Source organism: Croceicoccus estronivorus (genome assembly GCF_001625325.1).
Lineage (GTDB): Bacteria > Pseudomonadota > Alphaproteobacteria > Sphingomonadales > Sphingomonadaceae > Caenibius > Caenibius estronivorus.
Window position 1 is genome coordinate 17,954 of sequence record NZ_JRQQ01000001.1, and the last position, 13,101, is coordinate 31,054.

Sequence of the window (13,101 nt, forward strand, 5' to 3'; positions counted from 1 at the left end):
CCTATGCCTCTTCCAATGCGGCAACAGCTTCCGCCACTTCGATGCGAACCTGCTCCAGCTTCGCTTCTTTCACCACGCCGTAGCCTTTCACCCCTTGATAGGCCCCGGCAATAGCCGCCACGTTCGCAATGTTTTCCGGTGTAATACGGCCAAGCAATCTTTCGATCAGTGCTTCGTATTCGCCGCCCAGGGCACGTTCCGTCTTTCGGTGCTGGCTGTGCCCAAAGATATCGAACACCGTGCCTCGCAAACCCTTCAAGCGTGCGAGAATACGGTACAGGCCGAGAACCCACGGCCCGAATTCACGTTTCCTTTCCCGCCCGTCCGGGCCGCGTCGTGAAATCAGGGGTGGCGCGAGATTGAACCGGATTTTCAGATCCCCGTCGAACGTCTCCGCCAATCTCCGCTGCAGCGAACCGTCGCTGAACAGCCGGGCTACTTCATATTCGTCCTTGTAATAGAGAGCCTTGGCATAGGCCTGCGCCACTGCCGGAGTCAGCAGATCGAGATTACCGCTCAATCCGCGCTCCGCCTCCGCTACGCGGGCGATCAAAGCACGATACCGGTTTGCCAGATCGTCTCCGTCGAACCGGCTCAACAACCCAGCCCAATCGTCGATCATATCGTCAAGACTGCGCGCTTCCCTGCGCGTTTCCCCTCCGTCAGACACCCACTTTGCCGAAGCCTCAGGATCAATCGCAGCGATCCGGCCTAGCCGGAATGCAGTGAGATTGAGATCGACCGCAGCACCGTTCAGCCGGATGGCCGTTTCGAGCGCATCCAGCGACAGCGGGATAAGGCCTTTTTGCCAGGCGTGCCCCACCATCAGCATATTGGCGCCAATAGCATCGCCTAATTGCGCAACGGCAATCTTCGTCGCGTCGATCCCACTGAGCGCATCATCGCCTACCTTGCTGGCGATTACATCGGCCAACTTGTCCGCGCTGAAATCGAGATCCGGATTGGTCGCGAAGCCCGATGTGGAGGCAACGAAGCTGTTATAGACCACTTTCGTGCGCACACGCGCCATCTTGGAAAGGCTTTCTGCCGAAGCCGAGACGACAAGATCACAGCCCAGCACGACATCGGCCCGCCCCTCCGGAATCCGCGGCACATGGCCAGTGGATTCGCCGCGCGCCAAGCGCACATGGCTGGTTACAGGGCCATTGCGTTGCGCCAGACCCGAAAGGTCGAGCACCGTCACACCCAGTTGATCGATATGCGCCGCCATCCCGAGGATCGCACCGACTGTCACCACACCGTTGCCGCCAATCCCGGCAACGATAATCGAGTGGACACCCTCAATTTCCGGCAGCGTCGGCAGCGGCAGGTCGTCGTCCCGCCCAATCGTTTCCCGCTTGCCGCCCTGCGCCTTACGGGGCGTGCCACCCTCAATCGTAATGAAGCTGGGACACAGGCCTTTGACGCAGCTGAAATCCTTGTTGCAAACGGACTGGTTGATCCGGCGCTTTCGGCCAAACCTTGTTTCCTCCGGTTCGATGGCAACGCAATTCGACTGAATGCCGCAATCCCCGCAACCTTCGCAGACGTCGGGATGGATAAACACCCGCTTGTCGACATCCGGAACCTTCCCGCGTTTGCGCAAGCGCCGCCGCTCTGTCGCGCAGGCCTGATCGTAAATGATCGCCGTCACGCCTTCCACATCGCGCAGCATGCGCTGTACTTCGTCCAGCGTATCGCGATGATGGAACGTGACCCCTTGCGGGAAGTCTCTGGGGTCGTGCCGGGCCGGATCGTCGGCCACGACGGCGATCTGCTTCACACCTTCGGCATGAAGCTGCCCGGCCACGTGCGGTGCCGAGACGCTACCGTCGAAAGCTTCGCCCTCGATCGGCTGTCCCCCGGTCATCGCGATCGCGCCATTGAGCAGGATCTTGTAGGTAATGTTGACGCCAGAGGTCACACACGCGCGGATCGCCAGCAGGCCCGAATGGAAATAGGTTCCATCCCCAAGGTTCTGGAAAATGTGATCCATTTCCATGAAAGGCGCCTGCCCGATCCAGGCCGCCCCTTCTCCACCCATGTGATAGAGCGTGATGGTGTGCCGATCCGGCAACCATGTGGCGAGGCCGTGGCACCCTATTCCGCCCATCGCGAGCGAGCCGTCCGGCACCCGGGTTGACGTGTTGTGTGGGCATCCGGCGCAGAAGCTCGGCATACGCACCAATCCGGCAGCGGCGGCAGTTACCTCTGCTGTCCCGACTTCAGGCTCGTTGGTTGCCAGCAGACGGTTCAACTCTTCATCGAGATCATGCGCCATAAGGCGCTTGCGGACCGCTTCCATGACTGACGCAGGCGCCAGCTCACCCACCTGAGACAGCAACGGCGCGCCAGACGTGTCTCGTTTCCCGGTCAGGATCGGGCGACGATCGGCAGGCAGGTTGTAGAGGATATGCGCCAGTTGCTCTTCAATGACCGGGCGTTTTTCCTCGACTACCATGATTTCATCGCAGCCGTCGGCGAAGCCCCTGATCCCTTCGGGTTCGAGCGGCCAGCTCATTCCGACCTTGTAAACCGCAATACCCGCCGCTTCGGCCCGCCCGGAATCGAGACCCAGTGCTTCGAGTGCCTCCACCACATCGAGTGCGGCCTTGCCGGTCGTCACGATGCCCAGCCGCCGCCTTCCTTGCCCGCCCAGTGTTTGCCGGTCGATCCTATTGGCCCGCGCGAAAGCTTTCACGGCTTCCAGCCGATGCTCGATCTGTTTGACTTCCGCCATCAGCGGCATGAGGCCGAGTTGAATGTTCAGCCCGCCCGCAGGCAGAGCAAAATCGTCAGGTACGCGGAAGGCCAGCCGTTCTGGCGAAACATCGACGCGTGCCGAAGATTCGATGGTGTCGGTAATGCACTTGAACCCGATCCATGCGCCGGACCAGCGCGACATCGCGATACCGGCAAGGCCGAGATCGAGATAGTCCTGCACATGGGCCGGGTTGAACACCGGCATTCCGAAATGGATCAACGCGTGATCGCTTTGATGGGCAATCGTGGAAGAACGGGCCGCATGGTCATCTCCACACAGGGCCAGAACGCCGCCATGCTTCGCCGCGCCGGCAAAGCTGCCGTGCTTCAGCGCATCACCGGAACGATCGACGCCCGGCCCCTTGCCGTACCACAGAGCGAACACGCCATCGTATTTCGATTTGCCGATCAGTCCGGTCTGCTGGGTGCCCCAGATAGCTGTCGCCGCCAGATCCTCGTTGATACCGGGCTGAAAGCGAATATCGTTCGCGTCGAGGAAGTCCCGCGCCTGCCACAGGGCCAGATCGTAGATCCCGAGTGGGGAGCCGCGATAGCCGGAGATGAACCCTGCCGTATTAAGGCCCGCTGCACGATCCCGGATGCGCTGCATGATAGGCAGGCGCACCAAAGCCTGATTTCCGGTCAGATAGACATGACCACGTTCTGCGCGATACTTGTCGTCGAGGCTGACAGTCATGCCGGTGCCGTTTCCATCAGTTCCACGGTTACGCCCTGTCCGTCCAGAATATGGACGGCGCGTACGCCTGGACGGATCTCCCGCGGATCGAAGGGTACAATATAGCCCGATGAACGTGCCGTCTGGACCAGGGCATCGAGATTGGTCACGGTCAGGACCACATATCGCAGCCCGGTCTCCGTTTCGAGGCTGCCGGGACTGGCTTTACGCTCGACCTCTTCGTCAGGAATACACAACCGCAGTATCGCATCGCCTGCCTTGAGCCGCACGATGGTGAGGCCGGGAAAGCTGACTTCCCCCTCTATCGGAAAACCAAACAGCCCGTTCCAGAAGGCCAGAGCGCCTTCGCGATCATTGGTGACGATTCCGACATCAATGTGCGGCAAAGCCAGATCAGCGGCCATTATACTCTCCGTCCCGTTTCCTCGATATTTTCCGCAGTGAGGCCGTGATGCCCCCAGATGTCGCCCGGCCCACGATACCGCGGCGTCCAGTCCGGGCCGACCTTGATCGCGCCCCACCCGATCTCGATTTCCACACCGGATGGCGATGCAACGTAGAAAGACACAATCCGGTCGTTGGAGTGCCGCCCCAAGGAAGCCGTGATCTTGCAGCCAGCGGCCATGACGCGATCCAGCGCCTCGCCCACCATGTCCAGTTCGGTCGTTTCGAACATCAGGTGATGCACGGCGTCGACATCGGCCACTTTCATGATCCCCACCGTGTGATGGCGCGCATTGACGTGGAAGAAATTGACGGTCTGGTCCGGGCCGACATGGTAATAATCGGTGAGCCGAAAACCGAGCATGCGCGTGTAGAAGTCGGCACATTCCTCATACCGGCTGACGAACAGGTTGATATGTCCCATGCCCATATCACCGGTCAGGAATGTCATGCCGCGCGAGTTGCGATAGCCGTTCGTCACCAGCGGACCGTAAAACAGCTCGATCGCATTGCCGGAAGGATCCTGCGTGAAGCCCATCCCCGTTACTGCACGTGCGCCACACTCCGCCGCATTTCCCGCCCGGGCTGGAAAACCTCCAGCCTCCAACTCCGCCAACGCCGCGGCCAGTTCGCGCGGCCCAGCCACTTCGAGACCGATATATCTCACCCCCGGCCTGCCCGTCGCGGGATGGACCGCCAGACGCCAGGACCACTCATCCATCCGAAAATAGGCCGATCCATCCGCCCCCCGCCCTCCGCTGTCGTCGGGAAGATAGGCACCCGCCCCCGGCGCGCGGCCAAGGTCGAGCCCGAGAATATCACGACCGAAGGCCAGCCATGCCTCCGGATCGGGAACATCGAGCCCGACATAGCCCAAACCGAGAATATCCATCCGCCTCTCCCCTCCAGATTTCTTTGCGATACTATTGGTACCGTTATTTGAAGTCAATATGCCCTCTGCCGGGGCAACCACAGGTATGGTAGGGCTAGACAGTCCGCAAAGTTATAGGTAACGATAGTTTCGTTAATGACGGATGCCGAAGTTCGGAAACGATCCGGAATCGGGTGGGAGACGGATAATATGGATTTGAGTCTCACCGGGGAGCAGGAGGCGTTGCAGCATTCCGTGCGCTCTCTGTGCGAAGACCACTTCACGACGGCGATGGTGCGGGCTTGCGAGGATGACGCTGCGCAGGCGGCCGCAATCTACGACCTGCTGTTTGCCATGGGAATTGGCGGGATCGCCATTGACGAAGCAGCCGGTGGCCTTTCGCTCGGCCTGACCGAACTGGTAGTGGCCCAGTCCGAACTCGGTCGCGCGCTGGTGCCCATGCTGTTCACCGAAAGCACTGTCATGGCGGCGCGCATACTCGCCAATAGCGGAAATGACGCAGCCAAGGCCCTGCTTGCCTCTCTGGCAGCGGGTCAGACTTTCGCGAGCTGCGCCTGGCAGGAAGACGGGCGGCCAGCTCTGGATGCACCGCAGGCAGTGGCAGCTTCGGGCCAAGCCAGCTCTCTCGTGCTGAATGGAACGAAAACCTTTGTCCCCGAGGCTTCCCGTGCCGACATCCTGCTCGTCCACGCCAGCGACCCGACGGGTGTGCTGCTTCTCTGCATTGTCGAACGGGACGCGAGAGGCATTTCCTTCACCGAGCTGCCCAACATGGCCGACCTTTCCATGGCCAGTGTCACATTCGACAACACACCGGTCATGATTACCGCTGCGAGCGGGCAAGAGGCAATCGGCGCCTGGGAAGCCGGGCTCACCGCGATGAAGATCGCAATCGCCGCGCAGGCGGTGGGCGGTGCGCAAAGGATCCTGGAAATGACCCGCGACTATGCCTGCACCCGCCATCAATTTGGCCAACCCATCGGCTCCTTCCAGTCGATCGCTCATTATCTGGCCGACGCGGCTGTCAATGTGGAGGGCGCACGCATGCTGACCTATCGCGCTGCGGCAGCGGCCGATGATGGCGACCCGGCAGCGACCTGGGCCGATCTCGCCAAGATGAAAGCCACACAGGTTTACCGCGACGTCTCCGCACTTGGCATTCAGGTCCATGGCGGCATCGGCTTTACGCTCGAGGCCGATCCGCAGCTGTTCTATCGTCGGGCCAAGCATCTCCAGCTGATGTACGGCGAACCGCTCGATTTGCAGGAACGGGCAGGTGCGGCCCTGATCGCCGGGACACACAAGGTGCTGGAAGCATGAGCGCGCGCCTGCTGGAAGGCCGCCCGGCAATCGTCACCGGTGCCGCAGGAGGTATTGGACGAGGCCATATCCTCCACCTCGCCGCCGCCGGAGCGCCGGTGGTGGTAAACGACATCAATGGCGAAGCTGCTGCTGCTCTTGCAGACGAAGTCACGGCAACGGGTGGCAAGGCACTGGTTTCCACGCACGATATCGGCACCCGCAAAGGGGCGGAAGGACTGATAAAGGCCTGTATCGACGCCTTCGGCAGCATCCGCATCATGGTGAACAATGCCGGGAACCTGCGCGACCGCACTCTTCTGAAAATGTCGGACGACGATCTCGATGCGATCCTGACCGTGCATGTCAAAGGCACCTTCTGGTGCGCTCAGGCCGCAGCCGCCGCGATGGTCGAGCATGGCCGGGGCGGCGTGATAATCAATACCACCTCAGGGGGGCATTTCGGCAGCTTCGGCCAGACCGCCTATTCCGCGGCCAAGGGTGCCATCGCCTCCATGACATATACCTGGGCGCTCGAACTGGCCCGTTATGGCATCCGCGTGAATGCGATCGGCCCGCTCGGCACCACGGCGATGTCCAAGACATACCGCGATGCGGACGGCAACCCCGGCCCCGAATTCGACCCGACATTCAACGGGCCTGCCGTAGTCTATCTGTGCAGCGACGAGACCGAAAACGTGTCGGGCCAGATTTTCGGCACCGGGGGACAACGGCTCTCGCACATGGTCCAGCCGCACTATGGCAAGACTCTCGTCAAGGCCGATGGCTGGGATATCGATTCCATCCGTCAGCACTTCCAGACGCAGATGCCCGGTGAATTCGGCGCGTTCGGCATCCTCGGCAAGCCTTACCCGTTCCATGCCGGCGTGCGTGCGCCGGAAGCGAAGGGCGATTGATATGACCATTGGTGCCGACGCCGGCATTGTCGATTGGGGAGTCTATATCGCCACCCATCGGCTGCCCACCTCAGTTCTGGCAGGCCGCAAGGCCAAGGGGGGACCGGAACGGGCGATCGCCTGGGCGGATGAAGACAGTGTAACGATGGCAGTCGATGCCGCGCGCCGCTGTCTCAAGGACCGGCCACGGGACAACATCGACCTCGTGATCTTCGCCACAACCACTTACGCGTTCGATGAAAAGCAGGGTGCCGCCCTTATTTCCGCAGTGCTTGGCTTGCCGAAGAGCTCACGCACTGCCGACATCGGCCATTCGTTACGTGCCGGAGCCGATGCCTTGATGCTCGCCAACGATGCAGTGGCCAGCGGCAATGCCCGCAATGCACTGGTCATGATCGCGGACTGCCGCCTTGGCGCACCGGGCAGCGAATTGGAGCGCAGTGGCGGAGATGCCGCGGTTGCGTTTCTGATTGGCCGGGAAGACGTGGCCGCGCGACTGACCGCCCAAGCAGTACATTCAGAAGAGATTGTCGATGTCTGGCGGCGTAATGGCGACCGCTTCACCCATGGTTGGGAAGACCGCTTTATCTCGCAATACGGGTTTCAGGAGCCTTCAGCCGCCGTAGCAGCCAAGCTTCCCTCCGCAGCCGAAAGCATGAGCCGTACGTGGGCCCTGAGCGCACCGAACAGGCGTGCTCTCGGCGGGCTGGCCAGGACACTGGGCATAACACCGGACCAATTGATCACCAATCCATACGACACGGTCGGCTATTGCGGGGCCGCCCATGCCCCCCTGCTGTTGGCCGCTGCGCTCGACAATGCCCGCATCGGGCACGAGATCGCCATGGTCGCCCATGGGGATGGCGCTTCCGCCCTGCTCTACACCGTTGCTGAAGAACGCGGGTCCCGCGCCTTTGCCGACGCGGTTGCCGATCGGATAGAAGTCACTTCACAGGCAGCCTATCGCCGGGCCCGGCGGCTCGATCCGGTCGAATACGAGCCTGCCGACGATCAGGGCATATCAGCCACAATCCACTTCCGCGAACGGGCCGAAGACCTGCGTTTGCAGGGGCAACGCTGCCAGTGCGGTGAGCCGCAATTCCCCAAACAGCGGGTCTGCATCCGCTGTGGTGCCAGGGACTGTTTCATTGCCGAAGATTTCGCGGACCAGGCCGGTGCGCTCGTCACCTATACGCTGGATGCGTTTTTCCCTTCCCCCACACCGCCAACGGCTGTCGGCGTGGTCCAGGTCGAAAACGGGCCGCGCATCTACATGCAAATTGCCGGATTGGCCAAAGGCAATCCCACACTGGGCATGAAACTGCGTTTTGCATTTCGCCGCATTCACGATGCCGGGCGGCGGCCCAACTATTTCTGGAAAGCCCTCCCTGAAAGGAGCCGCTCATGAGCCTCAAGGACAAGGTCGCCGTTGTCGGCGTCGGCTGCTCCCAGTTCATGGAAAACTGGACAAGCAGCGCAGACGATATGATCGTCGATGCGGTGTTCGAGGCATATGCGGACGCCGGGATCGAAGATCCCAACCGCCAGATCGACGCCATTTATTGTGGATCGCTCTATTCGGCGATGGGCCCTGTCGACGTCTCGGAAGCGCTCAAACTCTATAAGCCACTCACCTCGGTCTATAATTATTGCGCAACTGGCACGGAAGTAGTGCGTGCGGCCTGCATGGCCATCGCCGCCGGAGTGTACGACACGGTTCTGGCTGTCGGATACGACAAGCCAAAGGACCGGGGCGTATCGGGGCCACCGGTGGCTTTCCGGGGCGTGCGCGATTTACCGGCCACACCCGCCGGCTGGTTTGCGCTTGCCGCAGCACCCTATTTCGAAAAGTTCGGCGCCGGACGTGAAGATCTGGCGCGGATCGCGGTCAAGAACCATCACAATGGGACGCTGGCGCCCAAATCCTTCCTCAAAAAGGAAATCACCATCGAGGACGTGCTCAACGCCCGGGTGATTTCCTGGCCCTTCGGTCTTTACGATTGCGCCGCGCAGACGGATGGAGCCGCTGCTGTAATCGTTACACGCGCCGATCTTGCAAGCGATTTTCCGAAGCAACCGGTCCTGGTGAAGGCGATCACTTCGCACTGTTCGCCCAATCCGCATACCGATCCGGACCATGACTTTCTGCGGTGGAAAGCAACCGAATATGCCGCACGCGATGCCTATCGGATGGCCGGGATCGACGATCCCTTCAATCAGATCGACGTCGCCCAGGTGCATGATTGCTTCACGATGACCGAACTGGTTTCCTACGAGGATCTCGGCTTCATCGAGAAAGGCGCCGCCAAGGATCATATTGCCAGCGGAACCTTCGAACTGGGTGGCCATCTACCAGTGAATACCGACGGCGGGCTCAAGAGTTTCGGCCATCCCACCGGAGCCACCGGCGCGCGGATGATCGTGGAGAACGTCCTGCAATTGCGCGGCGAGGCAGGCCCTCGTCAGGTGAAGGACGCGAAGCTGGCATTGAGCCACAATATCGGCGGCTACCCCACCGGCTGTGCCGTCAGCATTCTGGGGGTCGAATGAGCGGGGCCTACGAAACGCTGGAGATCACGGTCGCCGGCCATGTCGCGGTGCTGACGCTCTCCCGCGAAGCGCGCCACAATGCCATTTCCAGTCGGATGAACGTGGAACTGCCCGTGGCATGGCGACAACTGGAAGACGATCCTGCCATCCGCGTTGTCGTGGTCACCGGCGCAGGGGTGAAGGCTTTCTGCACCGGTGCAGATCTTGCCGATCTCCCGCGAACGGAAGACCCCGAATTCGCGCAGCAACTTGCTTCGATAGGCTGGACCGGTCGCCAGTGCGGCGTCACCAAACCGGTAATCGCCGCCATCAACGGCCTGACTGTTGGCGCGGGACTTCATTATGCGGCCGATTCCGACATCGTCCTGGCCGCCGACCATGCCCGGTTCGTCGACAGCCACGTCGCAGTCGGCCTGATCGCCGCTCTCGAACCTGTCAGCCTGGTACGCAGAATACCGCTTGGCGCAGTCATGAAACTGGCGCTGACCGGCGGCGATGAAAAGATGACCGCGCAAGAGGCTTATCGTATCGGGATGGTCGACGAGATCATGCCACTGGACCAGTTGATGCCCCGCGCAATGGAACTGGCTGCCAGCATTGCGCGGCATTCCCCGACCGCCGTGGCCCGCACCCGCGCTTCCATCTGGGCCGCAAAGGAAATGGGTCTGGGCGATGCTCTCGAAAAAGGGTGGCATTACATTCTGGCCCAGACCCAGCACCCGGATGTCGAGGAAGGCGTGGCCGCGTTTCTGGAAAAGCGCCCGCCCGCATGGCGCGACCGTGAACCGGGAGATCTCGATTGAGCTACGGCACTCTCGCGATGACCCGGCAAGGGCACGTCCAGTTGATCAAACTGATCAGCGATGATGGCATGAACTGCTACACGCCGGAAATGGGCGAAGATCTGGTCGAGGCCCTGCGCGCGGCCGCGTCTGACGATGATGTGGCTGCCATCGTTCTGACCGGCAGAGGCCGTGCGTTCTGCGCCGGGGCACATCGTAGCGTGTTGACCGGCAAGACAGGCCCGTCCGGCCTGACGATCGGGCAGGAGCATTTCATTGCCGGGTTCGCTCCCGAATTTGCCGCTATCCCGAAACTGACCATCACCGCATTCAATGGGTCCGCCGCCGGGATCGGCGTCACCATGAGCCTGCTTTGCGATCTGCGGCTCGCCGTGCCCGGCGCGCGGTTGCGCCCCAATTTTGCGGAGCTGGGGATCATGCCCGGCCTCGGTTCTACCAAGACGCTGGTCGATATCGTGGGGCTGCCAGCCGCGAAGAAGCTGCTGCTGTGCGATCGCATGATTGCAAGTGAGGAAGCCGCCCAAATAGGATTGGTGGATGAAATCGTCGCGGCAGAGGACCTGTTGCCCCGCACCGTCGCGTTGGGCGAAGCAGTGGCAGGCGGCCATGCGAAAGTCATCGGCGAAATCAAGGCCGCCCTCAACGCGGCACACGAAGGCACTGTCGCAGATGCTCTGGTGCGCGAAGCGGAAGCAGCCGCCCGGCTGCGAGGCGCCCCATGAGCCAGGACATCAGCTACGACGACTTCGACGCACTGGCGGCAATCGAAGCACGCGGTTTCACCCCTTGGGGGCCACCGCTCACGATCGGGCTGGAGGCCGTGAAGGCATTCCAGGATGTGACCGGAGCGCAATCCGAAAACGGGCATATCCCCGGCGTGATGTTACAGGCAATGTTGCCACGACTGGTTCCGGCACTCGACTGGTCCGTGACCGGCCATAGCGGCGCAATCAACCTCGGCAGCCCCTCCATCCGGTATCCTGTAAGAATCCAATGCGGCGCCCAATTGTGCGGGCGTAGCCGACTGGCATCTGCCAAAGCCCATCCCAAGGGGACGCTGATCGCGCTCGAGTTCGAAGTGCGCGGGCAGGACACGCAGAAGCCTTGTCTCAAGTCGACAATCGAGTTGCTCTACCTCGAGGCAAAACGATGACCATCGCAGGCAAGGTCGCGATTGCCGGGATCGGGCAAACGCAGTTCGGGCGCGGGCTGGCGGAGTCCGAACGCGAGCTGGCCTACATGGCCATTGACATGGCTCTCAAGGATGCCGGGATCGAACCGTCGGAAATCGACGCGCTAAGCAGCTATACGATGGAGGCCACCCCGGATTTCGAGATCGTCCGCAATCTCGGCCTCGGTCCGCTCAGCTATTTCTCTCAGGCACCGCACGGTGGAGGCGCGGGGCCCGCAGCGATCGGCCATGCAGCGATGGCATTGGCCACCGGCCAGGCAAAGGCGGCCGTCGTCTGGCGCGCACGCAAACGGTCCGCTGCCGGCACACGCGTCTGGGCGCAATCCGTGCCTGTGCTGAACGATCACTGGAAGTGGTCCCGCCCGTCTGGCCTGCTGCGCCCGGTGGATGAAGTGGCCATGATCGCGCGCCGATATGCCCACCAATATGGGGACATCGCCCCCGCGCTTGCGGAAATCGCGGTAACCTTGCGCCGCTACGCCTGCGCCAATCCGGCAGCCACCATGTATGGCAAACCCATGGACGAGGCAGATTACCACGCCTCACGCATGGTGGCCGATCCGTTGCGCCTGTTCGATAATTGTCTCGAAACGGATGGAGCGGTGGCATTGGTCCTGCTGCCCGCAACCAGAGCGCGCGATGCCCGCCAGCCCCCGGTGCTGATAGAAGCTTTTGCCCAGGGTCTGGTGCCCGGTCATCAATCGATGGCCGATTTCCATCGCGCTGACGCATTGACGGGCAGCAGCGCCGTTACAGCGGAGCATCTCTGGCAAAGGACGGCCTTCACGGCGGCTGATGTCGATGTTGCGCAATTCTACGACGCGTTTTCGCCCATGATCCTCTTCTCCCTTGAGGCATATGGATTCGCCCCGCGCGGAGAAGGCGCACGTATGATCGTGGAGGGCGCACTGCGGCCCGATGGCGCTTTGCCCACCAACACCGCTGGCGGAGGTCTGTCGGAAGCATACCTGCACGGCATGAATCTGGCGACCGAGGCAGTACGGCAATTGCGCGGTACGGCGACGACGCAGATTGCCGATGCCCGCCTCGCGCTCGTTACCGGTTGCGACGCCACGCCAAACGGGGCGCTGCTTCTGAGGAGGGACGGATGATCGACGGCATTCCCCTGCCCGCTCGCGACGGACCGTTCGAAGCCGGTTTCTGGCGGGCGCTGGAACGCGGCGAACTGGCCCATCAAAATTGCGCTGACTGCGGGGTATGGCATTTCCCCCCCCGCTGGCGCTGCCATTGTGGCCAGCCGCTTGCCTATCGCGCGGTATCCGGCAACGCGCGTTTGTGGTCATGGACAGTAATTCACCCGCCTGTCCTTCCGGCCTTCGCACCGTTCGCCCCCTACCCTGTAGCCATCGCGGAACTGGCCGAAGCGCCTGGCCTGCGCATGGTGGGCCCGCTCGTACAAACGGCGGGCGATCCGATAAACCATGTCGATCCCTCGCGGTTGACGATCGGCATGCCACTGCAAGCCTGCATCGTTGAACTGGCCGAAGGCACGCCCTGGCCTGCCTGGAAAATCTGAACGCGTA

Annotated in this window: 12 protein-coding genes; 9 read left to right on the forward strand and 3 right to left on the reverse strand. The window is 61.8% G+C overall.

The genetic code is table 11. The features are described from left to right. Position 1 precedes the first annotated feature (1 nt). From MB02_RS00085 to MB02_RS00095, 3 genes are read right to left on the reverse strand one after another with little or no spacing between them, the layout of a single operon-like run. Positions 2-3,460, reverse strand: coding sequence for an indolepyruvate ferredoxin oxidoreductase family protein (locus MB02_RS00085; protein WP_067531092.1), 3,459 nt, complete (start codon positions 3,458-3,460; stop codon positions 2-4). Next, positions 3,457-3,864: a VOC family protein gene (locus MB02_RS00090; protein ID WP_067531094.1), complete on the reverse strand. Its 408-nt coding sequence runs from the start codon at positions 3,862-3,864 to the stop codon at positions 3,457-3,459. The genes MB02_RS00085 and MB02_RS00090 overlap by 4 nt, the downstream gene beginning before the upstream one ends. Further along, positions 3,864-4,796 carry a VOC family protein gene (locus MB02_RS00095; protein ID WP_067531096.1) on the reverse strand — a complete coding sequence of 311 codons (933 nt, stop codon included), beginning with the start codon at positions 4,794-4,796 and terminating at the stop codon, positions 3,864-3,866. The genes MB02_RS00090 and MB02_RS00095 overlap by 1 nt, the downstream gene beginning before the upstream one ends. Before the next feature lie 189 nt (positions 4,797-4,985). Between MB02_RS00095 and MB02_RS00100 the strand changes: the two genes are divergently transcribed. The 9 genes from MB02_RS00100 to MB02_RS00140 are packed head-to-tail and all read left to right on the forward strand — an operon-like array spanning position 4,986 to position 13,094. Beyond that, positions 4,986-6,116: an acyl-CoA dehydrogenase family protein gene (locus MB02_RS00100; RefSeq protein ID WP_170304589.1), complete on the forward strand. Its 1,131-nt coding sequence runs from the start codon at positions 4,986-4,988 to the stop codon at positions 6,114-6,116. After that, positions 6,113-7,012, forward strand: a complete 900-nt coding sequence (locus tag MB02_RS00105; protein ID WP_067531100.1) for an SDR family NAD(P)-dependent oxidoreductase — start codon at positions 6,113-6,115, stop codon at positions 7,010-7,012. The genes MB02_RS00100 and MB02_RS00105 overlap by 4 nt, the downstream gene beginning before the upstream one ends. A 1-nt stretch (position 7,013) precedes the next feature. After that, positions 7,014-8,420, forward strand: a complete 1,407-nt coding sequence (locus MB02_RS00110; protein ID WP_067531102.1) for a 3-oxoacyl-[acyl-carrier-protein] synthase III C-terminal domain-containing protein — start codon at positions 7,014-7,016, stop codon at positions 8,418-8,420. Next, positions 8,417-9,562 carry an acetyl-CoA acetyltransferase gene (locus MB02_RS00115; protein WP_067531104.1) on the forward strand — a complete coding sequence of 382 codons (1,146 nt, stop codon included), beginning with the start codon at positions 8,417-8,419 and terminating at the stop codon, positions 9,560-9,562. The genes MB02_RS00110 and MB02_RS00115 overlap by 4 nt, the downstream gene beginning before the upstream one ends. Continuing rightward, positions 9,559-10,365 carry an enoyl-CoA hydratase/isomerase family protein gene (locus MB02_RS00120; protein ID WP_067531105.1) on the forward strand — a complete coding sequence of 269 codons (807 nt, stop codon included), beginning with the start codon at positions 9,559-9,561 and terminating at the stop codon, positions 10,363-10,365. Before MB02_RS00115 ends, MB02_RS00120 begins: the two co-directional genes overlap by 4 nt. Further along, entirely contained in the window at positions 10,362-11,087 is a 726-nt protein-coding gene (locus MB02_RS00125; RefSeq protein WP_156495361.1) for an enoyl-CoA hydratase/isomerase family protein, read from the forward strand. The genes MB02_RS00120 and MB02_RS00125 overlap by 4 nt, the downstream gene beginning before the upstream one ends. Further along, entirely contained in the window at positions 11,084-11,518 is a 435-nt protein-coding gene (locus tag MB02_RS00130; protein ID WP_067531109.1) for a hotdog family protein, read from the forward strand. Before MB02_RS00125 ends, MB02_RS00130 begins: the two co-directional genes overlap by 4 nt. Further along, positions 11,515-12,669 (forward strand): thiolase C-terminal domain-containing protein, encoded by a 1,155-nt coding sequence (locus tag MB02_RS00135; protein ID WP_067531111.1) that lies wholly within the window; start codon positions 11,515-11,517, stop codon positions 12,667-12,669. Before MB02_RS00130 ends, MB02_RS00135 begins: the two co-directional genes overlap by 4 nt. Continuing rightward, entirely contained in the window at positions 12,666-13,094 is a 429-nt protein-coding gene (locus MB02_RS00140; RefSeq protein WP_067531113.1) for a Zn-ribbon domain-containing OB-fold protein, read from the forward strand. Before MB02_RS00135 ends, MB02_RS00140 begins: the two co-directional genes overlap by 4 nt. Positions 13,095-13,101: the final 7 nt, after the last annotated feature.

What these genes read in the sequence shown, in the direction of transcription:
- MB02_RS00105 (WP_067531100.1), top strand. Translation starts at nt 6,113, where the DNA reads ATGAGCGCGCGCCTGCTGGAAGGCCGCCCGGCAATCGTCACCGGTGCC.
- MB02_RS00110 (WP_067531102.1), top strand. Translation starts at nt 7,014, where the DNA reads ATGACCATTGGTGCCGACGCCGGCATTGTCGATTGGGGAGTCTATATC.
- MB02_RS00140 (WP_067531113.1), top strand. Translation starts at nt 12,666, where the DNA reads ATGATCGACGGCATTCCCCTGCCCGCTCGCGACGGACCGTTCGAAGCC.
- MB02_RS00130 (WP_067531109.1), top strand. Translation starts at nt 11,084, where the DNA reads ATGAGCCAGGACATCAGCTACGACGACTTCGACGCACTGGCGGCAATC.
- MB02_RS00120 (WP_067531105.1), top strand. Translation starts at nt 9,559, where the DNA reads ATGAGCGGGGCCTACGAAACGCTGGAGATCACGGTCGCCGGCCATGTC.
- MB02_RS00135 (WP_067531111.1), top strand. Translation starts at nt 11,515, where the DNA reads ATGACCATCGCAGGCAAGGTCGCGATTGCCGGGATCGGGCAAACGCAG.
- MB02_RS00100 (WP_170304589.1), top strand. Translation starts at nt 4,986, where the DNA reads ATGGATTTGAGTCTCACCGGGGAGCAGGAGGCGTTGCAGCATTCCGTG.
- MB02_RS00085 (WP_067531092.1), bottom strand. Translation starts at nt 3,460, where the DNA reads ATGACTGTCAGCCTCGACGACAAGTATCGCGCAGAACGTGGTCATGTC.
- MB02_RS00115 (WP_067531104.1), top strand. Translation starts at nt 8,417, where the DNA reads ATGAGCCTCAAGGACAAGGTCGCCGTTGTCGGCGTCGGCTGCTCCCAG.
- MB02_RS00090 (WP_067531094.1), bottom strand. Translation starts at nt 3,864, where the DNA reads ATGGCCGCTGATCTGGCTTTGCCGCACATTGATGTCGGAATCGTCACC.
- MB02_RS00095 (WP_067531096.1), bottom strand. Translation starts at nt 4,796, where the DNA reads ATGGATATTCTCGGTTTGGGCTATGTCGGGCTCGATGTTCCCGATCCG.